This window comes from Martelella sp. FOR1707 (assembly GCF_053484265.1).
The window spans coordinates 377,050-399,761 of sequence record NZ_JBAKFP010000002.1; the positions used below are offsets into that span (position 1 = coordinate 377,050).

Annotated in this window: 28 protein-coding genes; 16 read left to right on the forward strand and 12 right to left on the reverse strand. The window is 62.7% G+C overall.

Features of this window, described 5'->3' with window-relative positions; all coding sequences use genetic code 11:
• The first annotated feature begins 62 nt into the window (after positions 1-62).
• Positions 63-1,103 (forward strand): LacI family DNA-binding transcriptional regulator, encoded by a 1,041-nt coding sequence (locus tag V6765_RS05590; protein ID WP_448427155.1) that lies wholly within the window; start codon positions 63-65, stop codon positions 1,101-1,103.
• Positions 1,104-1,138: 35 nt separating this feature from the next.
• Complete coding sequence (locus V6765_RS05595) at positions 1,139-2,098, forward strand: 2-hydroxyacid dehydrogenase (RefSeq protein WP_448427156.1); 960 nt, start codon at positions 1,139-1,141, stop codon at positions 2,096-2,098.
• A gap of 9 nt (positions 2,099-2,107) precedes the next feature.
• On the opposite strand, the gene V6765_RS05600 is transcribed toward V6765_RS05595, so the two are convergent.
• Positions 2,108-2,542: a MarR family winged helix-turn-helix transcriptional regulator gene (locus tag V6765_RS05600; protein WP_448427157.1), complete on the reverse strand. Its 435-nt coding sequence runs from the start codon at positions 2,540-2,542 to the stop codon at positions 2,108-2,110.
• Positions 2,543-2,617: 75 nt separating this feature from the next.
• Here V6765_RS05600 and V6765_RS05605 point away from each other — a divergent pair, with 75 nt between their 5' ends.
• On the forward strand, positions 2,618-3,052 hold the full coding sequence (locus V6765_RS05605) for a hypothetical protein (protein WP_448427158.1): 435 nt from the start codon (positions 2,618-2,620) through the stop codon (positions 3,050-3,052).
• Positions 3,053-3,066: 14 nt separating this feature from the next.
• Here the strand turns inward: V6765_RS05605 and V6765_RS05610 are convergent, their stop codons facing one another.
• On the reverse strand, positions 3,067-3,636 hold the full coding sequence (locus V6765_RS05610) for a TetR/AcrR family transcriptional regulator (RefSeq protein ID WP_448427159.1): 570 nt from the start codon (positions 3,634-3,636) through the stop codon (positions 3,067-3,069).
• 50 nt (positions 3,637-3,686) lie between these two features.
• On the opposite strand from V6765_RS05610, the gene V6765_RS05615 reads away from it, so the two are divergent.
• Positions 3,687-4,379 (forward strand): DUF4336 domain-containing protein, encoded by a 693-nt coding sequence (locus V6765_RS05615; RefSeq protein ID WP_448427160.1) that lies wholly within the window; start codon positions 3,687-3,689, stop codon positions 4,377-4,379.
• On the opposite strand, the gene V6765_RS05620 is transcribed toward V6765_RS05615, so the two are convergent.
• On the reverse strand, positions 4,373-5,146 hold the full coding sequence (locus tag V6765_RS05620) for a gamma-glutamyl-gamma-aminobutyrate hydrolase family protein (protein WP_448427161.1): 774 nt from the start codon (positions 5,144-5,146) through the stop codon (positions 4,373-4,375). The genes V6765_RS05615 and V6765_RS05620 overlap by 7 nt on opposite strands.
• A gap of 275 nt (positions 5,147-5,421) precedes the next feature.
• Between V6765_RS05620 and V6765_RS05625 the strand changes: the two genes are divergently transcribed.
• Positions 5,422-6,540 (forward strand): TRAP transporter substrate-binding protein, encoded by a 1,119-nt coding sequence (locus V6765_RS05625; RefSeq protein WP_448427162.1) that lies wholly within the window; start codon positions 5,422-5,424, stop codon positions 6,538-6,540.
• A 69-nt stretch (positions 6,541-6,609) separates the two neighbouring features.
• On the opposite strand, the gene V6765_RS05630 is transcribed toward V6765_RS05625, so the two are convergent.
• The 3 genes from V6765_RS05630 to V6765_RS05640 form a co-directional block, all read right to left on the reverse strand.
• Positions 6,610-8,382: a TRAP transporter large permease gene (locus V6765_RS05630; protein ID WP_448427163.1), complete on the reverse strand. Its 1,773-nt coding sequence runs from the start codon at positions 8,380-8,382 to the stop codon at positions 6,610-6,612.
• On the reverse strand, positions 8,375-8,953 hold the full coding sequence (locus tag V6765_RS05635; RefSeq protein ID WP_448427164.1) for a TRAP transporter small permease subunit: 579 nt from the start codon (positions 8,951-8,953) through the stop codon (positions 8,375-8,377). Before V6765_RS05635 ends, V6765_RS05630 begins: the two co-directional genes overlap by 8 nt.
• 147 nt (positions 8,954-9,100) lie before the next feature.
• Positions 9,101-9,742 carry a TetR/AcrR family transcriptional regulator gene (locus V6765_RS05640; RefSeq protein WP_448427165.1) on the reverse strand — a complete coding sequence of 214 codons (642 nt, stop codon included), beginning with the start codon at positions 9,740-9,742 and terminating at the stop codon, positions 9,101-9,103.
• Between the two features lie 2 nt (positions 9,743-9,744).
• Here V6765_RS05640 and V6765_RS05645 point away from each other — a divergent pair, with 2 nt between their 5' ends.
• Positions 9,745-10,539, forward strand: a complete 795-nt coding sequence (locus tag V6765_RS05645; RefSeq protein WP_448427166.1) for an SDR family NAD(P)-dependent oxidoreductase — start codon at positions 9,745-9,747, stop codon at positions 10,537-10,539.
• A gap of 7 nt (positions 10,540-10,546) precedes the next feature.
• Here V6765_RS05645 and V6765_RS05650 read toward each other — a convergent pair whose 3' ends face one another.
• Positions 10,547-11,755 carry an MFS transporter gene (locus V6765_RS05650; protein WP_448427167.1) on the reverse strand — a complete coding sequence of 403 codons (1,209 nt, stop codon included), beginning with the start codon at positions 11,753-11,755 and terminating at the stop codon, positions 10,547-10,549.
• Between the two features lie 237 nt (positions 11,756-11,992).
• Between V6765_RS05650 and V6765_RS05655 the strand changes: the two genes are divergently transcribed.
• The 5 genes from V6765_RS05655 to V6765_RS05675 all read left to right on the forward strand — a co-directional run bounded on the left by V6765_RS05655 (position 11,993) and on the right by V6765_RS05675 (position 16,278).
• A complete protein-coding gene (locus V6765_RS05655) occupies positions 11,993-12,211 on the forward strand; it encodes an aa3-type cytochrome c oxidase subunit IV (RefSeq protein WP_018062845.1) in 219 nt (72 codons plus the stop codon).
• 103 nt (positions 12,212-12,314) lie between these two features.
• Positions 12,315-13,466: a Re/Si-specific NAD(P)(+) transhydrogenase subunit alpha gene (locus tag V6765_RS05660; protein ID WP_448427168.1), complete on the forward strand. Its 1,152-nt coding sequence runs from the start codon at positions 12,315-12,317 to the stop codon at positions 13,464-13,466.
• Positions 13,466-13,879, forward strand: coding sequence for a proton-translocating transhydrogenase family protein (locus V6765_RS05665; protein WP_448427169.1), 414 nt, complete (start codon positions 13,466-13,468; stop codon positions 13,877-13,879). The genes V6765_RS05660 and V6765_RS05665 overlap by 1 nt, the downstream gene beginning before the upstream one ends.
• A gap of 11 nt (positions 13,880-13,890) precedes the next feature.
• Positions 13,891-15,288 carry an NAD(P)(+) transhydrogenase (Re/Si-specific) subunit beta gene (locus tag V6765_RS05670; protein WP_448427170.1) on the forward strand — a complete coding sequence of 466 codons (1,398 nt, stop codon included), beginning with the start codon at positions 13,891-13,893 and terminating at the stop codon, positions 15,286-15,288.
• Positions 15,289-15,417: 129 nt separating this feature from the next.
• On the forward strand, positions 15,418-16,278 hold the full coding sequence (locus V6765_RS05675; RefSeq protein ID WP_448427171.1) for an extensin family protein: 861 nt from the start codon (positions 15,418-15,420) through the stop codon (positions 16,276-16,278).
• A gap of 9 nt (positions 16,279-16,287) precedes the next feature.
• On the opposite strand, the gene V6765_RS05680 is transcribed toward V6765_RS05675, so the two are convergent.
• On the reverse strand, positions 16,288-16,650 hold the full coding sequence (locus V6765_RS05680; protein ID WP_448427172.1) for an STAS/SEC14 domain-containing protein: 363 nt from the start codon (positions 16,648-16,650) through the stop codon (positions 16,288-16,290).
• Between the two features lie 205 nt (positions 16,651-16,855).
• Between V6765_RS05680 and V6765_RS05685 the strand changes: the two genes are divergently transcribed.
• From V6765_RS05685 to V6765_RS05700, 4 genes are read left to right on the forward strand one after another with little or no spacing between them, the layout of a single operon-like run.
• A complete protein-coding gene (locus tag V6765_RS05685; RefSeq protein WP_448427173.1) occupies positions 16,856-17,251 on the forward strand; it encodes a DUF2325 domain-containing protein in 396 nt (131 codons plus the stop codon).
• Positions 17,251-17,481: a hypothetical protein gene (locus V6765_RS05690; protein WP_448427174.1), complete on the forward strand. Its 231-nt coding sequence runs from the start codon at positions 17,251-17,253 to the stop codon at positions 17,479-17,481. Before V6765_RS05685 ends, V6765_RS05690 begins: the two co-directional genes overlap by 1 nt.
• On the forward strand, positions 17,466-17,780 hold the full coding sequence (locus V6765_RS05695; RefSeq protein ID WP_448427175.1) for an antibiotic biosynthesis monooxygenase family protein: 315 nt from the start codon (positions 17,466-17,468) through the stop codon (positions 17,778-17,780). Before V6765_RS05690 ends, V6765_RS05695 begins: the two co-directional genes overlap by 16 nt.
• Positions 17,780-18,151, forward strand: a complete 372-nt coding sequence (locus V6765_RS05700) for a bleomycin resistance protein (protein ID WP_448427176.1) — start codon at positions 17,780-17,782, stop codon at positions 18,149-18,151. Before V6765_RS05695 ends, V6765_RS05700 begins: the two co-directional genes overlap by 1 nt.
• Here the strand turns inward: V6765_RS05700 and V6765_RS05705 are convergent, their stop codons facing one another.
• From V6765_RS05705 to V6765_RS05715, 3 genes are read right to left on the reverse strand one after another with little or no spacing between them, the layout of a single operon-like run.
• Entirely contained in the window at positions 18,152-18,520 is a 369-nt protein-coding gene (locus tag V6765_RS05705) for a DUF423 domain-containing protein (RefSeq protein WP_448427177.1), read from the reverse strand.
• Positions 18,521-18,522: 2 nt separating this feature from the next.
• Positions 18,523-18,915: a group II truncated hemoglobin gene (locus tag V6765_RS05710; RefSeq protein WP_448427178.1), complete on the reverse strand. Its 393-nt coding sequence runs from the start codon at positions 18,913-18,915 to the stop codon at positions 18,523-18,525.
• 48 nt (positions 18,916-18,963) lie between these two features.
• Positions 18,964-19,728 (reverse strand): DeoR/GlpR family DNA-binding transcription regulator, encoded by a 765-nt coding sequence (locus V6765_RS05715; protein WP_448427179.1) that lies wholly within the window; start codon positions 19,726-19,728, stop codon positions 18,964-18,966.
• A gap of 230 nt (positions 19,729-19,958) precedes the next feature.
• On the opposite strand from V6765_RS05715, the gene fba reads away from it, so the two are divergent.
• A complete protein-coding gene (fba, locus tag V6765_RS05720) occupies positions 19,959-21,023 on the forward strand; it encodes a class II fructose-bisphosphate aldolase (protein ID WP_448427180.1) in 1,065 nt (354 codons plus the stop codon).
• 12 nt (positions 21,024-21,035) lie between these two features.
• Here the strand turns inward: fba and V6765_RS05725 are convergent, their stop codons facing one another.
• Complete coding sequence (locus V6765_RS05725) at positions 21,036-22,700, reverse strand: ABC transporter permease (RefSeq protein WP_448427181.1); 1,665 nt, start codon at positions 22,698-22,700, stop codon at positions 21,036-21,038.
• Positions 22,701-22,712 lie beyond the last annotated feature (12 nt).

Here is a 22,712-nt window from a genome sequence, read left to right on the forward strand (position 1 = left end):
TGTTTAAAAAATTTAAATGAACGCGGCGCAGAGGGGTGCCGCACGTCAATTCGGAGTATGTCGTGGCCCAGAAAGTCAAACTCTCCACCATCGCGGAGTCGCTGGGCATCTCGACGGCCACGGTCTCGCTGGCATTGCGCGACAGCCCGCTGGTGGCGGCGGCCACGCGGGACAGGATCAAGGAACAGGCCCGCGCGCTCGGCTACATCTACAATCGCCGCGCCGCCAGTCTGCGCACCTCGCGCTCCGGCATTATCGGGGTGGTGGTGCATGACATCATGAACCCGTTCTACGGCGAGATCCTGAAGGCGATCGAAAGCGAGCTCGACCGCAACCAGCATACATTCATCCTCTCCAACCATTACGACTCGGTCGAAAAACAGCGCAATTTCATCGAGACGCTGCTGCAGCTTGGCGGCGACGGCGTGATCATGTCGCCGGCGATCGGCACGCCGGCCGCCGATGTGCAGCTTGCCGAGGACAACGGCATGCCCGCGATCTTCGTGGCGCGCACGCTTGAGGAACTGGACCTGCCGACCTATCGCGGCGACGACAGCTACGGCATTGCGCTTGCGACCAACCACCTGATCGGTCTCGGCCATCGCTGCATCGCGATGATCGGCGGGACCGACCAGACGTCCACGGGCCGCGACCGCTATGCCGGCTATGTCAATGCGCTGAAGAAGGCCGGGATCCCTGTCGATCCGGGCCTGCGCATACCGGGCCCACGCTCCAAGCAGGGCGGCTTCGAGGCGGCGGTGCACTTCCTGTCCCTGCCGCAGAAGCCGACGGCCGCGGTCTGCTGGAACGATCTGGTGGCGATCGGGCTGATGAACGGCATCTCCCGCGCCGGGCTGACGCCGGGCGTCGACATTTCGGTCACCGGCTATGACGACCTCGAGGAAGCCTCGATCGCCACGCCATCGCTGACGACCGTTTGGAACGGCCAGGCCGAGGTCGGCCGGCTTGCCGCGCGCGCGCTTCTGGACCGGCTGGCAGGCTCCAGTGCGCCGAACGGCATGCATCTTATCAAGCCGGAAATGCGCATCCGCCAATCCACCGGTCCCCATCGCGAGGCGGCGGAAAACCCGCTCGCGGTCTAATTTATCAATCAGAAAAGAATACCCTCGGAGGCCCTATGCCCAAACCTGCCGTGCTGCTGTCGCAGAAGCTCAACAAGTTCATCGAAGAGGCGCTGGCCGATGACTACGACCTGCTGGACATGCCCGAGGAGGGCGTGAGCGCGCTCGGCGCCCGCGCGGCCGATATCCGCGCGGTGATCGCCTTTGGCGGGTTTTCGGCGGAGCAGATGGATGGCTTGCCGAACCTTGAAATCATCACCTGCCCGGGCGTTGGCTATGACGGCATCGATACTGACCATGCCGCAGAGCGCGGCATCATCATTACCCATACGCCGAATGTGCTGAACGACGAGGTTGCCGACACCGCCATCGCGCTGCTTCTCAACACGGTGCGTCAGTTCTATTTCGCCGAAAAGTGGGTGCGCGACGGCCGCTGGGAGCGCGATGGCGCGTTCGAGCTTTCGCCGTTCACGCTGAAAGGCCGCAAGGTCGGGCTTTACGGTCTCGGCCGGATCGGCGAGGAGATCGCCGCGCGGCTGGAACCGTTCAAGGTCGAGATTTCCTACCACACCCGCAGCCCGAAAAAGGGCGTGGCCTATGCCTATCACCCGACGCTCGCCTCGCTGGCGGACGCCGTGGATACGCTGATCGCGATCGTTCCGAAAACCGACGAAACCCACAAGACCATCAATGCGGACATCCTGAAGGCGCTGGGCCCGAACGGCATCCTCGTCAATGTCGGCCGGGGATGGACGGTGGACGAGGACGATCTGATTGCGGCGCTTGAAGCCGGCACGCTCGGCGGCGCGGGTCTCGACGTGTTCTATGACGAGCCGCATGTGCCGGAAAAGCTGCTCACCTTCGAAACCGTCAGCGTGTTGCCGCATGTCGCCTCGGCCTCCGTCGCTACCCGCCGCGCCATGGCGCAACTGGTGGCCGACAATCTAAAGTCCTGGTTCGCCGAGGGCCGTCCGGTCACCCCGGTCCCGGAGACGCCGTTCACGCCGAAAGCGTGAGGTCGAAGATTACGATTGCTGCTTTCGGGCCGCGATGATTTTCTGCATGAGTGAGATGAACTGTGCGCTTTCCTCGTCCGAAAGGGCGTGGAGAGCGTCTTCGTTTTCCGCCGTGGCGGCGGCGATCGCGGGATCGCGCAGGGCCCGGGCGCGCTCCGTCAGCCGGATGCGCTGAACGCGGCCATCCCCGGGGTCCTTTTCCCGCCTGATCAACCCATCGCGCTCCATGCGCGACAGGGTGTTGGCCATGGTCGCCTGCTCGATATCGAGCCGCTCCACCAGCTGCTTTTGCGTCAGTCCGTCATTTTCCCATAATTCCAGCAGCGCCGGGAAGGTGCCGGTCGTCAACCCGAGCGGCCGGATGCGGGCGGCCAGACCGCGCTCGAGAAGCCGCGCGAGGTGGTTGGTCAGGTAGCCGGCCGATGAGTCTTTGAAAAAGGACATGTGCTTCGGTAGCAGTTGCATAGCTTGCTATGCAATGATATATAGCTTGCTATATAAATTGACAGGAGTACGACCATGCTGAAGACCATGCATCCCGTAGCCGGCGCATTCGCGCTGGCGATCATCGCCACTTTCTGGCTCTCGACGGTTCTGGCGGAGATTTTTGCCGGCCCCGAACTGGTGACGCTGGTCAAGGCCGTCATCCCGTGGGGCTTTCTGTTGCTGGTGCCGCTTCTGGCGCTGGCGGGCCTTTCGGGCTTCCGCCTTGCGGGGAAGATGCGCGGACCGATGGTTTCGGCAAAGCGCAGGCGCATGCCGCTCATCGCCGCCAACGGCATAATCGTGCTGATCCCCTGCGCGCTGTTTCTCGCGTCAAAGGCGGAGGCGGGCGCGTTTGATGCGTCGTTTTATGCCGTGCAGGCGATCGAACTCACCTTCGGCGCCGTCAATATCGCGCTGATGGCGCTGAACATGCGCGACGGACTGCGGATGAAGGGGCGGCGGCGCTGATCTTCGCCGTGCCGTCAGGTCCCGATGCCCTCAGTGACGATGCGCACGATGTCGGTGATCTCGTCTTCGGTCAGCGGATCGCCGGCAAGCGCGCTCAGCATGGCCTGGCCGAAGACCGCAAGCAGGATCAGCGCCATGAATTCCGGGGCCTCGTCACGGCGGAATATTCCCTGACCCTGCCCGAGGGCGACGACATCCCGCACCAGCCCCTGAAAGGATGGCCGGTCCGGGGGCGGCGCAAGACCGGGGCGGCGGGCGGGCCGCAGCGCCAGTTCGGCAAGCGTGGGGTTGGCGTGGCACCATGCGGCACTGTCGCGGAACATCGCGCAGAGTAGCGCCGTCGCGTTCTCATCGGCTGCCATCCTGTCGCGGTAGCGGCTGTCATCGGCTTCTGCCCGTGCGATCAACGCAAGCGCGATATCCTCCTTGGAAGAGAACAGATTATAGGCGGTCTTGCGGGTAAGTCCCGCGCCCTCGGCGATATCCTCCATTGTGGTCGCGGCAAAGCCCTTGCGCCGAAACATGTCCTCGGCGGCGGTGAGGATCAGTGAGCGCGAACGTTCGGTGCGGGATAATCTTGTCATTTTTATACAGTTGTGTATTTTTGCACATATGTAAAGATAGGTAGCACGTGATGCTGGAACAACTTGGCGCCAATCTGTGGATTGCGGACGGCCCGGTCGTCAAAGCGAATATGGGGTTCTGCTATTCCACGCGGATGGCGGTGGTCCGCCTCAGTGGCGGTCACCTGATGATCTGGTCGCCGATTGCCGCGTCTCCTGCGCTGGTCGAGGCGGTCACCGCGCTCGGCGATCCGCGCTTCCTTGTCGCGCCCAATACGCTCCATCACGTTTTTATGCGGGAATGGGCCGACGCATTTCCCTCGGCAGACGTATATGGTCCGCGGGCGCTTGCTCAAAAGCGCGGCGACATCGCCTTCGCGGGATTTCTGGAAGACGAAGCTGTGGCGGCGCAATGGTCGGACGAGATCGAGTGCGTCGTGCTTGACGGCAACCGGATCATGACCGAGGTCGTGTTCTTCCACCGTGACAGCGGAGCGGCGATCTTCACCGACCTGATCCAGCACTTCGAACGCGGCTGGTTTTCAGGATGGCGCGGCGTAGTGGCCAGGCTCGACGCCATGCAGGGTGCCGAGCCCGCCGTGCCGCGCAAATTTCGCATTGCCTTTACCGATCGCGCCGCAACGCGCGAAAAGGTGCGGCGGATACTGCAATGGCCGACAGAGCACGTGCTGTTCGCCCACGGCGCGCCGGTGCGACACGATGGGCAGGCGTTTCTGAAGCGGGCTTTCGCCTGGCTCTACTGAGCGGCGCTCGCAAATCCGTCCTTCGACCGGGCGAAGGCGCGCACCGCGTCGCCGAAGGCCTCGAACAGCTTGCGGGATGCGCTGTCGGTGCGGGCCCAGTATTCGGGGTGCCACTGGACGCCGACGGCGAAATTGGTTGCCCCGATGACCGAGACGGCCTCGACGGTGCCGTCCTCGGCGACAGCCTCCACCGCCAGATTCGGCGCGAGATCGCCGATCGCCTGCCGGTGCAGCGAATTCACCGTCACCTCGCCGGCACCGAGAATGTCCGCGAGGCAGGTGCCTTCCTTGATGAAGACGGGCTGGCGGATCACGAACTTCTCATCGCGATTGCCGGCCTCGGGTTCGCGATGGTCGATGCGGTCATCAAGCTCGTGAACCTCGCTGATCAGCGTTCCGCCGAGTGCGACGTTCAGTTCCTGAATGCCCCGGCAGATGCACAGAAGCGGGATGCCGCGCGAAATGGCGCGGCGGATCAGCGGCAGGGTGATGGCATCGCGGCCGGGATCGAAGGGTCCGTCCTTCTCCTCGGCCTGCTTGCCGTAAAGCTGGGGCGCGACATTGCTGGCGGCGCCCGTGATCATCACGCCTTCAACCCTGTCGAGCACGGCGTCGATGTCAGCGCCCTCGGCATAGGCCGGGACGATCAGGCTCATGACCCCCGCCACATCCAGCGCCGCCCCGACATATTGCTGCTGGGCCGAATGCCAGGTGATCTCGCCAATGACCTTGGTGTCTGCGGGAACGGCAATGATGGGGGTGGACATGGATTTTTCCCTGCCTGTTGCGAATGAGTGAAGTGATGTCGAGTGGCAGCAGCGCTGTCAAATGTTTCCTTTGTCGGCGCGATGCGAATTTCGATTGGCCTGATAAGCGAAATTGATCCACCGCCTATTAGACCTTCGTTTAAGGCCGGGCATATGGCGGCCTAAAAACGCGCTTGGCGGCTCGTGCAGGAGTTGAAACCACGGGAGCAAAGTGCTTTCCTCGCAAGACGTCCGCCGGAGGATTTGTGCGGGCACATCACAACTGGGAGGTATTTATGGACCGTCGTTCCTTTATGAAAAAGGTCGGTGCGGGCGGCGTTGGCGCCGCTGCCGCCACCGCGCTCGCAGCACCCGCCATCGCGCAGGAAAATCCGAAGATCACCTGGCGTCTGACGTCGTCGTTCCCGAAGTCGCTGGATACGATTTACGGCGGCGCGGAGGATATTGCCAATCACGTCGGGGCTGCCACAGGCGGCAATTTCGAGATCCAGTGCTATGCCGCCGGCGAGATCGTTCCCGGCCTGCAGGCGCTCGATGCCGTTCAGGACGGCACGGTGGAAGCGGCGCATACCTGCTCCTACTATTTCTGGGGCAAGGACCCGACATTCGCAATCGGCACGGCAATCCCCTTCGGGCTCAACGCGCGGCTTTCGAATGCCTGGTTCTATCAGGGCAACGGCAACACGCTGATGAACGAGTTTTTTGACGGCTACGGAGTCTACGGGCTCCCCGCCGGCAATACCGGCGCGCAGATGGGCGGCTGGTTCTCCAAGGAAGTGAACACGGTCGACGACCTCAAGGGCCTGAAGATGCGCATCGCCGGCATTGCCGGCAAGGTGATGGAAAAAGTCGGCGTCGTGCCTCAGCAGCTTGCCGGCGGCGATATCTATCCGGCGCTGGAAAAGGGCACGATCGACGCCGCCGAATTCGTCGGCCCCTATGACGACCAGAAGCTCGGCTTCTACAAGGTCGCCAAGTATTACTACTATCCCGGCTGGTGGGAAGGCGGTCCGGTGATCCACGGCTTCTTCAACAAGCAGAAATATCAGGAACTACCGAAGCACTACCAGGCGGCACTCGACGATGCCTGCGCCTTCGCCAACACCAACATGATGGCGAAATACGACGTCAAGAACCCGGTCGCGATCCGCGAACTGATCGCCGACGGCGCGCAGATGAAGGGCTTCAGCACCGACATCATGCAGGCCTGCTACAACGCCGCGATGGAAGTCTATGCGGAGCTTGGCGCCGAGAACGCGATGTTCAAGAAGATCTACAACGATCAGACCGTCTACAAGAACGACGCCTATGGCTGGCTGAAGACCTGCGAATTCCGCTACGACCAGTTCATGATGGCCGCCCAGAACGCCGGGCAGATCAAGCCGCTTTCGTAACGAGCTGGTTTGTTGAGAATGGAAAACCCCGGAAGCAGCCGCTTCCGGGGTTTTTTGTGGTCAGTCGGATCAGTTGAAATTCAGATCCGGCGGATCATCGAGGTTGAAGCCATCCGAGCCGCCGTTCGCGGGCTGGTCGCCGCTGCCGAAATCGGGCAGGGCGAACGGATCGTTGCTTTCGCCGCCGAAGCCGCTGTCGAAACCGAAATTGTCGCCGCCTTCGCCGAAGGACGGCATTTCGATCTGGATCGTGTCCGGATCGACCCGGACGACGTCATCCTGATAATGGGTGACCAGTTTCGGGAAGAAAATCACCGCCAGGATCGCCAGGAACTGGATGATGATGAACGGTACGATCCCCTTGTAGATCTCCAGCGTTCTGACGCCGCGCATCGTCGCGCCGGTGGCCTTGTCCCGCCACTCGCCGGCCGGCGTCACCGAGCGCAGATAAAACAGCGAGAAGCCGAAGGGCGGGGTCAGGAACGAGGTCTGCAGGTTGAGGCCGAGAATGATGCCGAACCAGATCAGGTCGATGCCGAGCGCCTGGGCCGGCGCCACCAGGAGCGGCACCATGATGAAGGCGATCTCGAAGAAATCGAGGAAGCAGCCCAGGATGAACACAATGATCGTGACCACGATCAGGAAGCCGTATTCCCCGCCCGGCAGGCTGGTCAGCAGGTCCTCGATCCAGACATTGCCGTTGATGCCGTAGAAGGTGAGGCTGAAGACGCGCGCGCCCATCAGGATCATCATCACGAAGGCTGAAAGCTTGGTGGTGGCGTCGAGCGCCGCCTTCAGCGCCGTGAAATTGAGGCGACCCTTGGCGATCGCCAGAACCAGTGCGCCGGTCGCGCCCATCGCCCCGCCTTCCGTCGGCGTTGCAATGCCGAGGAAGATCGTGCCGAGCACCAGGAAGATCAGCGCCAGCGGCGGCACCATCACGATGATGACCTGCTGGGAAAGCCGCGACAGGATGTTGAGCTTGAACCGGTCGTTGGCAAGTGCCGCGAGATAGATCACGACCACGCCGAAGAACAGCGCCGCCACGAACCGCCAGGCCTCGTCAAGCGCCGTGAACAGCACGTGATAACCGAGGAAGTAGAGCGCGACTGCGATCGCGATCATCACGAACAGCGAGGTGACGCCGTTGCCGAGTGTACGGGCTTCCACCGGCATGGCCGGCGCGGCCTTCGGGCGGATCAGCGTCGTGATGAACACGTAGAGGCAGTAGGCCGCGATCACCATCAGCGAGGGATAGAGCGCGCCGATATACATGTCGCCAACGGAACGGCCGAGCTGGTCGGCCATGACAATCAGCACCAGCGAGGGCGGCACGATCTGCGCCAGCGTCCCGGAGGCGGCGATCGTGCCGGTGGCGAACGAGCGGTCATAGCTGTAGCGCAGCATCACCGGCAGCGAGATCAGCCCCATCGCCATGACGGAGGCCGCGACCACGCCGGTAGTGGCGCCCAGAAGCGCGCCGACCAGAACCACGGCATAGGCGACGCCACCGCGGACCGGCCCGAAGAGCTGCCCGATCGTATCCAGCAGGTCCTCGGCCATGCGCGATCGCTCGAGGATGATGCCCATGAAGGTGAAGAACGGAACCGCGAGCAGCGTCTCGTTCGACATGATCCCGCCGAAAAACCGGTCTGGATGGGATTGCAGCAGCGGCCAGAACAGATTGATTTCCGGCGAGATCGAGGAGAACTCGACGCCCAGCACGAAGAAGATCAGCCCGCCGGCGGCCAGCGTGAAGGCGACCGGGTAGCCGAGAAGCAGCATCGCCATCACGGAAACGAACATGATGGGCGCGAGATTGTGCGCGACGAGATCAATCATGCGGCTGGTCCTCGGTCATCATATGGGCGGCATTGCCGGCGTCGGCATAGAGTTCTTCGTCTTCTTTCAGGTGACCGGAAAGCGCGGCCGCCCGTTTGATGATCTCGGAAAAGGCCTGCAGCAAAAGCAGGGTAAAGCCGATGAGGATGAAGGATTTCGCCGGCCACAGGATCAGCCCGCCGGCATTGGTGGAGTGCTCGCCGGAAAGGAAGGAGCGCAGGAACCACGGCCAGGCAAGGTAGACCATCATGGATGCGAACGGCACCAGGAAGATGATGTGGAGCACGAGATCGATCCAGTCGCGGGTCCGCCGGGACCACGACCCCGAAAGGATGTCGATGCGGATATGCTCGTTCTTCAAGAGCGCGTAGGCGGTCGCCAGCATGAACACGGCGCCGTAAAGGTACCATTGCAGCTCCAGCATTGCGTTCGAGGACAGCGAAAACAGCTTGCGGCTGACCGCATTGCCTGCGCTGACCAGGATCGCGACCAGAAGGAGCCAGGACACCGAATGTCCGATGAATTCGTTCAGCCTGTCGATCGCACGGCTTATTATTATTAGTGGTCTCATTGGGGCCTCCAAACCGTCCGTCTTCCTTAATGGAAGTTGTCAAGGCCACGCAACATGCCTTTGGTACAATACGGACCGAAAAACGAGCGGTTTTGGAATTTTGCGACGGATTTCACCGTCCCGAACGATGGAAAGTTGCGGGTAGGCCTAATTGCGGCTTAGGAAAGCCAACAGGTCGGCGACCACGTCCTCGGCATCACCGTTCCATTTTCCGCCGCGTGCCAAATGGCCGTTGATAACCTGCGTGGCCGCGCCATTTGCGGTCGCCAGAATAAGCCGGGCAAGACGTTCGGGTTCGCCCGGCGGCAGCTCGCCGCGGGCCTGTGCCGCGACGACGGCTGACAGAAAGGTCTGCTGAGCCTCATTCCCGCTCGTCAGGGCGTGTCTTACCGCCGCGGGCCAAGGGCCGTATGTCAGGCTGAACCGTTGCGGCCATGCGATCGCCCGGCGCACGTGCTCACGCAAGGCATCAATGAGCGTCATGTTTCCATCGGCAACCGCCTGCCAGTTCTTGCGGGAAACATCAAGCTCGCGTTCCGCAATTCCGGCGAGCAGCATGTCCTTGTCCTTGAAATGGCGGTAGGGCGCATTGTGGGAGAGGCCGACGCGACCGGCAACCTCACGAAGCGTCACCGCGGCGGGGCCGCCCTCGTCTAGCAGGGCGGCGGCGGCCTCGACAAGCCTGGTACGCGTGTCCGTCATAAAAACCTCATTCCAGCGCTTCGAATGCATGTTGACAACGTCAACGTCCGTTACCATGTTGACATCGTCAACATCGGAGACTTCCATCAATGACTTATAACCATCCTCCCAAACTGGAAACCACCTTTAACCGGCTTCAGGACAAGGCGGTGCTCGTTACAGGCGCCACGAGCGGGATCGGCGAGGCCGCCGTGCGGCTTTTCGCTGAAGAGGGCGCGCGTGTCGTCGCCGCCGCCCGGCGAACAGACAGGCTGAACAGCCTTGCCGAGGAGCTTCGCGGCAAAGGGTTTGCTGTTGAGGCCGTTACCTGTGATGTGGTTGATGAAGCGTCGGTCAGGAACGCCGTCGATGCCGTGCGGCGAGCTTATGGTCGCATCGATCTTGCCTTCAACAATGCCGGCGCCGGCGGCGCGGGTCGCCTGCACGAGACCACTGCAGAGGACTTCGACCGCATCATGGCAGTCAACCTGCGCGGCGTGTTCCTGTCGATGAAATACGAGATTGCGGCCATGCTGGAGCAGGGCGATGGCGGCTCGATCGTCAACACCTCCTCCATCGGCGGGTTGATCGGCGTGTCGTCGCTTGCCGCCTATAGCGCCAGCAAATGGGGCGTCGGCGGGCTGACGAAATCGGCGGCTGTCGCTTATGGCCGCCAGGGCATTCGCATCAATGCCATTGCGCCGGGTTCAACCCGTTCGGAGATGTTCGATAGCTGGATGCCGACTGAGGAAGCGCGGGAGCAGATTGCGGCAGCCGCGCCGATGAACTACATCGCCGATCCCGACGACATGGCTCGGGTGGCGCTCTATCTCCTTTCCGATGAGGCCCGGTGGACTACCGGCGCCATCCTGCCCGCAGAGGGCGGCAGCAGCGCTGGCGTTTGATCTGGCCTCAGGCAGGCTGCGGCGCGGCTGTGCCGCGGCTCGCGCGGGAGCGGAAGGTGAGTGCCATCAGCGTGGCGCCGATGCCCATGCCCCAGGCGCCGACATACATCCACGTGTAGGTCGCGAAGGCATCGTAGATCAGCCCGCCGGCGAGCGGGCCAAGCGCCATGCCGAGGCCGCCGGCAAGCCCGGTGCCGCCGATGACGGTGCCCATCATCCGCTGCGGGAAGTTTTCACGCGCCAGCACCGCATAGAGCGGCATCACGCCGGCATAGATGAATCCGAAGAGCGCGGCAACGGCGTAGAAGCCGGCAAGTTCGCGGACGAAGGCATAGGCGAGCGCGCCGAAGGCCTGGGCGAAAAGGCCGGCGACCAGAACCCGCTTGGCCCCCAGCCGGTCGCCGAGAATGCCGAAGGCGACGCGGCCGCCGAGCCCGGCCAGGCCCTCGATCGAATAGATCGAAACCGCCGCCATCAGCGGAATGCCGCAGGTCACGGCATAGCTGACGGTGTGGAAGATCGGGCCCGCATGGGTGGCGCAGCAGAAGAAATTGGTGAGGCAAAGCACGATGAACTGCGGCGAGCGGATCGCTTCCGCCACCGTGATCTCCGGCTCCGCCCCGGCTATGCCGGGCATGCTCGCCTCGACCTGCGGAGGCCGGCGGATCAGCATCGCGGCGGGCAGCATTAGCACGGCCACCACGACTGCGATGATCTGCATCGCGGTGCGCCAGTCATACCCCTCGACCAGAAAAGCGGCGAGCGGCGACATCGTCATCGGCGCGACGCCGAAGCCGACCGAAACCAGCGACACGGCGAGCGAGCGGTGGGTATCGAACCAGCCGACGATGGACGACATCATCGGCGCCATCAGTGCCGCGATCGCAAGGCCTGAGACCAGGCCGAAGCTCATTTGAAACGCCAGCAGGCTTGGGCTGACGCTGCCGAGGAGGAGGGCCGCGACCATCGCCACGCTGCCGGCGAGAACCACGGGGCGCGGGCCGATCCGGTCCGACAGCGAACCCATGATCATGCTCGCGAGGGCGGACGTGATGAAGCCGATGGTCATGGCCGTTGAGATGCCGGTGGTCGACCAGCCCGTGGCGTCCGCCATCGGCCGCAGGAAGACGGGCAGCGAGAAGATCGCGCCGATGGCGAGGCAGCCGATCACCGCGCCCGCGGCAACCATGATCCAGCGATAGGGAATAGTGCGCATCAAAATCCGGCCTCCCGTGCCATCACGACCGCGCAAGCGGGTCATCGAATGATATAAGTTGATATCAACCTAAATAAATGCTGTCAATTGTCCTCATCAATAATCGATTGAATGGGCGGAGTTTTCCGATGGCGTTGTTGAAAGCGTGAAACAAGGTATGATAATCGGGAGCCCCGAGGGAGTTTGGCCGGCCGGAGATGGCGGCGAGTGCGGTGACGCCGCAAAGGAGGGAAGTCTATGCAGAATGTCGAAATGTCCCAGCCCGCAGACGAGGCGGATTTTTCGGAACACGCCAAAACCTACAAGATGTTCGTCAATGGCACGAAATATGGCACGATCCATCTGGTTGCGCTGATGGTTGCGATGGCGGCGGGCCTGCTTGGGCCTTTCGGTTTCATCGGCAGTCTGATCATCTTCATCGTCATCAGCGTGCTTGGCTACGTTATCCTGCGCTGAAAGCCTTGGAAGAAAATCGATTTTCTGCGGAATTGGGCGTGCCGGCAAGCCGGCGCGCTGCTGACGGCTGCCGTCCGTTCCGACTTCAATCTGGGAGCATGTCTTGAGCAAGACACTATTCGTACCGAAGGAGACGACGGACGCGGAAACGCGCGTCGCCGCTTCTCCTGACACGGTCAAGAAACTGAAGGGCCTCGGCTTCGACGTGATCGTCGAAAGCGGCGCCGGCCTTAATTCACGCATGGATGACGAGGCGTTCCGCGCTGCGGGCGCCGAGATCGCCGGCCCCGAGGCCGCTGCCAATGCCGATGTCATCTTCCGCGTCCGCCGCCCCGGAGAGCAGGAATTTTCCGGCTACAAGAGCGGCGCGATTGTGATCGCAACCATGGACCCCTACGGCCATGAGGACGCGCTGTCGGCGATGGCCGGGAAGGGGATTTCCGCTTTCGCCATGGAGCTGATGCCGCGCATCACCCGCGCGCAGTCGATGGACGTCTTGTCCTCGCAGGCGAACCTTGCCGGCTATCAGGCCGTGATCGAGGCGGCGGCGGTGTTCGACCGCGCCATGCCGATGATGATGACGGCGGCGGGCACCGTTCCGGCCGCGCGCGTGTTCGTCATGGGCGCGGGCGTTGCCGGCCTCCAGGCGATCGCGACTGCGCGCCGTCTCGGCGCCGTGGTTTCGGCCACCGATGTGCGCCCCGCAGCCAAGGAGCAGGTCGCCTCGCTCGGCGCGAAATTCATCGCGGTCGAGGATGACGAGTTCAAGGCGGCCGAAACCGCCGGCGGCTATGCCAAGGAAATGTCGGCCGAATATCAGGCCAAGCAGGCTGAGCTTGTTGCTTCCCACATCGCCAAGCAGGACATCGTCATCACCACCGCGCTGATCCCCGGCCGCCCCGCGCCCCGGCTTGTCAGCCGCCAGATGCTTTCGGCGATGAAGCTCGGCTCGGTCGCAGTCGACCTTGCGGTCGAGCGCGGCGGCAATATCGAAGGCGCGGTCGCCGGCGCGGTGACCGAGGTCGAGGGCGTCAACGTCATCGGTTACGAAAACCTGCCGGGCCGGATCGCCGCCAGCGCTTCCGCGCTTTACGCCAAGAACCTGCTGACCTTCTTCGAAACGCTGGTCGATAAGGAAACCGGCGATCTGAAAATCAACCGGGAAGACGAGCTTGTCGCCGCCACTCTGCTGACGCATGAGGGCGCGCTCATTCATCCGAAATTCGGCGGCCCGGCCGCCGGGGGAGAAGCCTGATGCCGTTAGATGATGTTCATAGCTCGATCGACCAGGCGATGATGTCGCTGGAGCACGCCAAAAGCGCGCTCGGCAATCTCGAGGATGGATCACTTGCAGCCCTTGCTCATGGCGCGACCGGCGGGGTCATCGACCCCTTCGTGTTCCAGCTCGCGATCTTCGTGCTTGCCGTATTCGTCGGCTACTACGTGGTGTGGTCGGTAACGCCAGCGCTGCATACCCCGCTGATGGCGGTCACCAACGCGATCTCCTCGGTGATCGTGGTCGGCGCGCTTCTCGCGGTTGCCCTTTCCGCAAGCGGCATTGCCACCGGCATGGGCTTCATTGCTCTCATCCTGGTCGCGATCAACATTTTCGGCGGCTTTCTCGTTACCCAGCGCATGCTGGCGATGTACAAGAAAAAAGAGAAGTGAGGCCATAGACGATGTCTGTCAATCTTGCAGCCTTGCTGTTTCTCGTCTCCGCCGTGCTGTTCATTCTGGCGCTGCGGGGCCTGTCGCACCCCTCCACCAGCCGCAAGGGCAACCTTTACGGCATGGTCGGCATGGGGATCGCGATCGTCACCACGCTGTTGCTGGCCAAGCCGGATTTCCCGGCGCTGATCCTGATCGTGCTCGCGCTTGCCATCGGCGGCGGCATCGGAGCCTATATCGCCCGCACGATTCCGATGACCGCGATGCCGCAGCTTGTGGCCGGCTTCCACTCGCTCGTCGGTCTTGCCGCCGTGCTGGTGGCAGGCGCCGCACTTTATTCGCCGGAAAGCTTCGGCATCGGCACGCCGGATGATATTCATCTGCGCGCCCTGATCGAGCTCTCGATTGGCGCCGCGATCGGCGCGATCACCTTTACCGGCTCGATCATCGCCTTCCTGAAGCTTGACGGGCGCATGTCCGGCAAGCCGATCCTGCTGCCGGCGCGCCATCTCATCAATATCGCGCTTCTGGCCGGTCTTGTGCTGTTCATCGTGTCGCTGTCGGCAACGGCCAATCCGGTTCACTTCTGGCTTATCGTCATTCTGGCGCTGGTGCTTGGCGTGCTGCTGATCGTGCCGATCGGCGGGGCCGACATGCCAGTTGTGGTCTCGATGCTGAACTCGTATTCGGGTTGGGCGGCCGCCGGCATCGGCTTCACGCTCGGCAATATGGCGCTGATCGTCACCGGCGCGCTGGTCGGCTCGTCGGGCGCGATCCTGTCCTACATCATGTGCAAGGGCATGAACCGCTCGTTCATCTCCGTCATTCTCGGCGGCTTTGGCGGCGATAGCGCATCGGCAGCCGGGGCTTCCGATATCGACCGCACGGTCAAGACCGGCTCTGCCGACGATGCGGCCTTCCTGATGGAAAACGCCTCCCGGGTCATCATCGTGCCGGGCTACGGCATGGCGGTCGCCCAGGCCCAGCACGCGCTGCGAGAGCTTGCCGACAAGCTCAAGGAAAAGGGCGTCGAGGTGAAATATGCCATTCACCCGGTCGCGGGGCGCATGCCGGGGCACATGAACGTGCTGCTCGCCGAGGCCAACGTGCCCTATGACGAGGTGTTCGAGCTGGAGGATATCAACTCCGAATTCGCACAGGCCGACGTCGCCTATGTCATCGGCGCCAACGACGTCACCAACCCGGCGGCGCGCGACGACAAGGCATCGCCGATCTACGGCATGCCGATCCTCGATGTCGACAAGGCCAAGACCTGCCTGTTCGTCAAGCGCTCGCTCGGCTCCGGCTATGCCGGCATCGATAACGAGCTGTTCTACAAGGACGGCACGATGATGCTGCTCGGTGACGCCAAGAAGATGACCGAGGACATCGTCAAGGCGATCGAATAGCCAAAGCTTTGAAATAACTGGAAACCCGGCGGCTCGTCCCGCCGGGTTTTCGTTTGTGGCGGACGCTTGAGCGGAACCGTCCATCACCACTGCACGTTGTCCCATGGCAACATCAACCGAGGACAGCCCGTGGCCAGTTCCAGGAAACCCCTGACCGTCGCTCTCATTCCGGCGATGGCGTTATGCCTGATGGCGCTCGACCTTCCCGAAAATCCGCCGGTGCCGGAACAGCGTCCGGATGGCGATGCCGCCGTGGAGGCGGAGGCTTCGCCAACGCCGCCAGCGGAAGAAACGACGGTGACGGCGCAGCCCGCTCCCGCGGAAGGCGAGGCCGCCGAGGACGTTGAGGAGGATCTCCCGGACGATCCGCCTGTGCCCGAGGAACGCGCGGAAAACCCGCCGCCACCGGACCCGAAGCCGCCGGAGGAAGACGATGGTGAATTTCTGCGCTGCACAGCGGCGCTGACTGCGCTAGGGACGGACTATGAAGTGCTGGAGCCAATCGACGGGGAAGGGGCCTGCGGCATGGCGCGGCCGCTGAAGGTCACCGCGGTGATGGAGGGTGTCGCGCTTTCCCCTGAGGGCACGATGCGCTGCAAGACCGCGCTTGCGCTCGCGACATGGGCGAAGTCCTATGTCGAGCCGACGGCGAAGATCGCTCTGTCTCCGGATGCGCGGCTGACCGAGGTGGAACAGGCGTCAACCTATGTCTGCCGCAGCCGCAACAATGTGGACGGCGCCAGGATTTCCGAACATGCCAAGGGCAATGCAATCGATATCCGTTCTCTGACGTTTTCGAGCGGCGAGACGGTGGAAATGCTGCCGCGCGTAAAGGACGGCAGCGCCGTCGGCGCCTTTCAGCGCACCGTCAGCGCGGCGGCCTGCCTCTATTTCACGACGGTGCTGTCACCCGGCAGCGATGCGACCCATCAGGACCACATGCATCTCGATGTGATCGAGCGCAAGAGCGGCTATCGCTACTGTCGGTAGGGACGGGGATTATTTCTCAAGCCATGAAATGGCTTCGCCCTGGCTGTCGGGGCCGAACACCTTCACATCGGCGTGGAACAGCATGCCGAACATCTGCACCGCCTGGGTGAAGCCCTTGTTGGCGCTGACGATGGCAATGCTCTTGAACTCCAGCGGTTCGGAGCGGCGGAAGGGCTGACCGCCCATGGCGGTGCCGACATCCGAGCCGGCGAAATCCGAGGCTGTCACCAGCAGCAGGCGCAGTCCGCCGCCCTTCGCGCTCTGGGTTTCAAGCGCCGGCAGCAGGACGTTCTGGTAATCATTCGCGCTCAGCGCCTTGTGGATCGTGAAGCCGATCAGATTGTCCGGCAGGCTTTCGATTTTCTCGAGCATGGAAGTCCCTCCGATTTCGCCATGTGTTGTAGCGCGCCCGCCGCGACATGGAAAGCGCCGCCGGAGAGGATTGCCGATTTGTAATGCCCGACGGCGAGCAACGCAAAAACATGACTATAATTCTCATATTTAAACTTTACCTTTTTAATCATGTTTTATAAGCTCGCCGCAACCAAGTGAAACCGCCCTTGATGAGGAGGCTGTCATGGCGAAGAAAAACCGGCGGAAAGCGGCCAGGGCCGAACAGAAATCCGGTGAGGTGACGCGAGTCGCAGAGGCACCGGATGGACTTGCCGGCCGGAGTTTTCTCTATGTCGGCGGGCGCGACTGTCAGGTCGCTCATCTGCGTGCGGTGGCCGACGGCTTCGGGGCCGAACTGATCCACCACGATGGCGGCCTGCGCGAGGCGGTGTCGCGGATCGACCGGGTGCTGCCCTCCGTCGACTGCGTGTTCTGCCCGATCGACTGCATCAGCCATGACGCCTGCGTCAGGGTCAAATCCGGCTGCAAGAAGTTCAACAAGGCGTTCATCCCGCTCCGCAACGGTTCGAAATCCTCGCTGGAGCGGGCGCTTCACAGCATGAATGAGCGCGGAAACTGATGATCTGTGATATCGATGGCATTCGCCTGATCGGCCTGCACCGGGCCGATGCGGCCGGCATGCCGGTCAGATGCTTCGCGGCAATGCGCTCCGGCGCCGTCGTCATCCCTTTACCGGCGCCTGGGCGTGGTGGCGGCACGGTGCGCGGGATCTGTGAGGTGGTTCACCTCGCCGATATCCGCCGTCAGGGCAACAAAATGATAGAGGTAAGACAATGTATATCGCAATGAACCGCTTCAAGGTCGCGTCCGGCTCGGAGGAAGCTTTCGAGGCCATCTGGAAGGGGCGTGATTCGCGCCTTGCCGAACTCGCCGGCTTCATCTCCTTCCATCTGCTGAAGGGCAAGCATTTTGCGGACGAAGGCTACACGCTTTATGCCTCGCACACGATGTGGGAGAGCGAGGAAGCCTTCACCGCCTGGACAAAATCCGAGCAGTTTCGCGATGCCCATAAGAATGCCAGCGAGCGCAAGGCGGAATATCTGGGACCGCCGGTCTTCGAAGGCTTCAACACGATCGAGGGCGAGTGATGAGCGACCCGGCGGAAATCGAAGTCCTGCCCGTTCTGCCCTCGGTCAATCTTGCCGAGACCAAGGTGTTCTACACTGAAAAGCTCGGGCTCTCTGAAGTGGTGCACGAGGATGAGAGCTATCTCATCCTCCGCCGCCCCGGTCTTGAGCTGCACTTCTGGCTGACCGACGACAAAACGCTTTGCGAGCGGACCTCGGTCTACATCCGCGGCGGCGGCATTGACGCGCTTTATGCCGAATACGAGATGCGCGGCATCCTTCACCCGATGGGCTTTACCGAGCGCGAATGGGGCATGAAGGAGTTCTACGTCTCCGATCCGCACGGCAATCTGCTGCGCTTCGGTCGCATACCCGACGGCGAGGCGGAGTAGTCAGTCGCGGCTTGCCGGCAGCAGCGCGGCAAGCGCCGTCAGCAGCCAGCCGGCGATGATCGCGGTGCCGCCCACCGGGGCCGCCATGCGGAACAGCCCGGACCCCATATAAGAAAGCGCCGCGATATCGCCCGCGAACAGCAGCGTGCCAAGCGCGATCGCGATCCCCGCCGCCGTGGCGACCGCGGTGCGCATCGCGAGCAGCGCCAGCGCCAGCAGCGCCGGGCCATTGGCGAGGCATACGAGTGCCGCCGATTGCAGCACCGCGCTGTCGCCGTGATAGGCGGCTGCGGCGAGCATGACGCCGGCGGCACCGGCAAGGCCGCCGCAGAACAGCAAGATGCGTGATGAAAGCGTAAGGCCTGCCATGCTCAGTTCCTGTTTTGCATATGATAAGCGAGTTTTTCGATCGGCGGCATGATCACGCCGCGCAGCCGGATATCGGGCACGGTCTCTTCCAGCGCGCGGCGGAAGCACAGCAGCCATTCGTCGCGCTCCTGCGGTCCGATCGGCGCCGGCATATGACGCATCCTGAGACGCGGGTGACCGTGTTTTTCGACATAGATTGGCGGGCCGCCGAGATAGCCGGTCAGATAGTCGCGAAATTTCGCTTCCGAGCCGGAAAGGTCGGCGGGATGGACCGCGCGACACCGCGCCGCCTCCGGCAGGGTGTCCATCAGCTCATAGAACCGGCGCGTCAGCCTTTCCACGGCATCGGCTCCGCCTATGGCTTCGTAGAGCGTAATCGTTTCGCGCGTATCCATCGGCATTCCACAACTGAAGTTCTTTGTGTGATCTGATGAATACCGGATTCAGGCGTCAACGCAATGCAGCGCGACGCCTTTTTCCTGCAAGACGGTGCGCTGCTCCGGCGCCAGTTCGGAGCCGGTGAACACGGCGGTGAAGGTTTCGAGCCCGGTCAGGAAATGCAGGCCCGGTCGGCCGAATTTGGTGTGGTCGGCGAGAAGCACGCGGCGTTCGGCGCCCTTGACGATCAGCCGCTTGGTCTGCACCACCTCCGGATCCTGGTGGAAGGCCGCGCCCTCGTAAATCGCCGAGGCGGAGATGAAGCCGATATCGGCGCGCAGCCCCCTCAGCGCATCCTCCGTCAGCAGGCCGAAAAAGCCGTTGAACTTTCGGCTGTACTGGCCGCCAAGCGCCATCAATTCGATCCCGGCAATGCCGGCCAGTTGTGATATAACACTCAGATTGTTGGAAATCACAGTCAGCGGCAGGCGGTGGGTGAGGTGTTCGGTCAGGTTCGCCGCGGTCGACGAATCATCGATCATCAGCGTCATGCCGGGTTCCACGAGGGCGGCAGCGCTGGCGGCGATCCGCGCCTTTTCATTAGCCGCCATTTTCTGGCGATAGCGGAAATCGGCCTGAAACATCGCAGACGACTGAACGGAAGCCCCGCCGCGCACTTTGCGCAACTGTCCCGACGCTTCCAGCTCGTCGAGATCGCGGTGCACCGTCATCTTCGAAACATGGAATCGAAGGCTCAGTTCATCGACGCTCGCCGTGCCCTTTTCCATCAGCAGCGCCATCATCGCCGCCCGTCTTTCATCGGCTTTCACCGGCCTCTCCATGTCCAATGTTGTGGCGTCTTTGATGTAACACCGCTGTTTATGATAAATATCACATTTTATAACGATTAAAATAACAATTAAAGTGTTGTTTGTAAAATGGTATTGTTATTTTCGACGCAACTCCTATCATCAAAATACAAAGCTGCCATACTCGGGCGGCTAAGGAACATTTGATGAGCCGCCGGCCAAGGCGGCGTGCAATCACAGGAGACTTGGCGATGCCCATGATTACCTTGCGGCAGTTGCTCGACCACGCGGCCGAATACGGCTACGGCGTGCCGGCCTTCAATATCAACAATATGGAACAGGGTCTCGCGATCATGGCCGCGGCGAAGAAGACGTCGTCGCCGCTGATCATCCAAGCCAGCCGCGGCGCGCGTTCCTATGCCAACGACCTGGTGCTTGCCAAGCTGATCGAGGGCCTGTCGGAGCTCTACCCCGACATTCCGCTGGTGATGCATCAGGACCACGGCAACAACGAAGCCACCTGCATGACCGCCATCAAATACGGCTTCACCTCGGTGATGATGGACGGTTCGCTGAAGGCCGACGGTTCGACTCCGGCGGATTATGAATACAACGCCGGCATCACCCGCCGCGTGTCGGATTTCGCCCACTGGGCCGGCGCATCGGTGGAAGGCGAGATCGGCATTCTCGGCTCGCTGGAAACCGGCGAGGGCGAGAAGGAGGACGGCCACGGCTTCGAGGGCAAGCTGGAGCATGACCAGTTGCTGACCGATCCGGATCAGGCCGTGCAGTTCGTCAAGGAAACCCAGGTGGATGCGCTGGCGGTTGCCATGGGCACCAGCCACGGCGCCTACAAGTTCACCCGCAAGCCGGATGGCGACGTGCTGGCGATGAATGTGATCGAGGAAATCCATCGCCGCCTGCCGGATACCCATCTGGTCATGCACGGCTCCTCCTCGGTGCCGGAGGAACTGCAGGAGATCATCAACAAATATGGCGGCGAGATGAAACCGACCTGGGGCGTGCCGGTGGAAGAGATCCAGCGCGGCATCAAGCACGGCGTGCGCAAGGTCAACATCGACACTGACAACCGCATGGCCATGACCGGCGCGATCCGTAAGGTGTTTGCCGAGAACCCATCCGAGTTTGACCCCCGCAAGTACCTGAAGCCCGCCATGGAGGCGATGACCAAGCTCTGCATCGAACGCTTCGAAGCCTTCGGCACGGCCGGCCACGCCGACAAGATCAAGGCGATCCCGATGGCGGATATGGCCAAGCGCTACGCCGACGGCTCGCTTGCGCCGAAGATCGGGTAACGGGCAGCGGGGTCAGCCCCGCCGGTCCATCGACCGCGACACCAGCAGCACCGGGATCAAGCCCGCCAGAATAATGATGATGGCGGGCACCGAGGCGCTTTCGACCTCGGCGCGCGACGCATCCTCATAGACGAGGGTTGCCAGCGTGTTGAAGTTGAAGGGGCGCAGCAGGATCGTGGCCGAAAGCTCCTTCAGCGTTTCGATGAATACCAGCAGCGCCGCGGTCCACAGCGCCGGGCGCATATTGGGCAGCAGCACGGAAAACAGCGCCTTCATCGGCGTCCGCCCGAGCGTGCGGGCGGCCATGTCGAGATTGGGTGAGAGTTTCTGGAAGCCGGAATCGACGCTGCCCTCGGCCATCGCCAGAAACCGCGCGGTGCAGGCATAGACGATGGCAAAGCCGCTGCCAGAAAGCACCAGCCCCGTGGAGATGCCGAAGGCGGAGCGCATCAGTCCGTCGGTCCAGTTGTCGAGGCCGGCGAGCGGGATCAGCACGCCAATCGCCAGCACCGTGCCGGGAATGGCATAGCCGAGCGAGGCAAGCCGGGCGAGGCTGCGGGTCCTGGGCGAGGCATGGCTTCTCACGGCATAGGCAAGGGTGAGGCCGAAGATCACAGCGGCGATCGCGGCAAGCCCGGACACGGTGATGCTGGTCACCAGCGCTTCCAGCAGGCGCGCGGATGCAAAATCGTCCAGCCGTTTCAGCGCGAAGTCGAGGAGCACCAGCGCCGGGATCAGAAAGCCGATGGCAACCGGAATGGTGCAGGAGAGGGTCGCAAGCGCCGCCTTGCCGCCGGTCAGGCGCTGCCGTGCGGCTTCGCCGCTCGCGCGGGAAGCGGCGTAACGCTGGTTGCGCCGCGCCAGCCGCTCGAGCAGGATCAACCCCAGCACGAAGACCAGCATGATCGCCGAAAGCTGCGCCGCGCCGCCGAGATCGCCCCGGTTCAGCCAGGTCTCGTAGATCGAGAAGGTCAGCGTGTTGACGCCGAGATACTGCACCGCGCCGATATCGTTCAGGCTTTCCATCAGCACCAGCGTCACGCCGACGATGATCGCGGGCCGCGCCATCGGAAACTGCACCCGCCGCAGCACCCGCCAGCGGCCTGCGCCCAGCGTGCGCGCCACCTCCGCCGCGTTGCGCCCTTGCATGGCGAAAACCGCGCGCGCGGTCAGATAGACGTAAGGGTAGAGCACGGCCGACATCACCAGCACCGCGCCGCCCAGCGAGCGGATATCGGGGAAATAATAATCGCGCGCGCTTTGGAAGCCGAAGATCGAGCGGTAAAGCGTCTGCACCGGCCCGGTGAAATCCAGGAACTCGCCGAAGGCATAGGCGGCGAGATAGATCGGCATGGCGAGCGGCAGCACAAGGAGAGATGAGAGCAGGCGGCGGAAGGGGAAGTCGAACGACACCACCAACCACGCCGTCATCACCCCGACCGCGCCGGTGATCAGGCCGTTCAGCAGCAACAGCCAGAAGGTCCGCCGCGCGGCGCCCGGCAGAACCGTCGTCGCCAGATGGGCGAGCGACGAAAGATCAGAGGTGAAGGCGAGCCAGACGATCGCCGCAAGCGGCAGCAGCATCAGCCCCGCAATCGCGCCCGCCGCAAGCGTCAGCGGCGCAGGTGCCGCCCGTCGGAATAGGCGCGTGGTGGTGCTGATCTCTGTTGCGGACATGTGTGCGGCCTT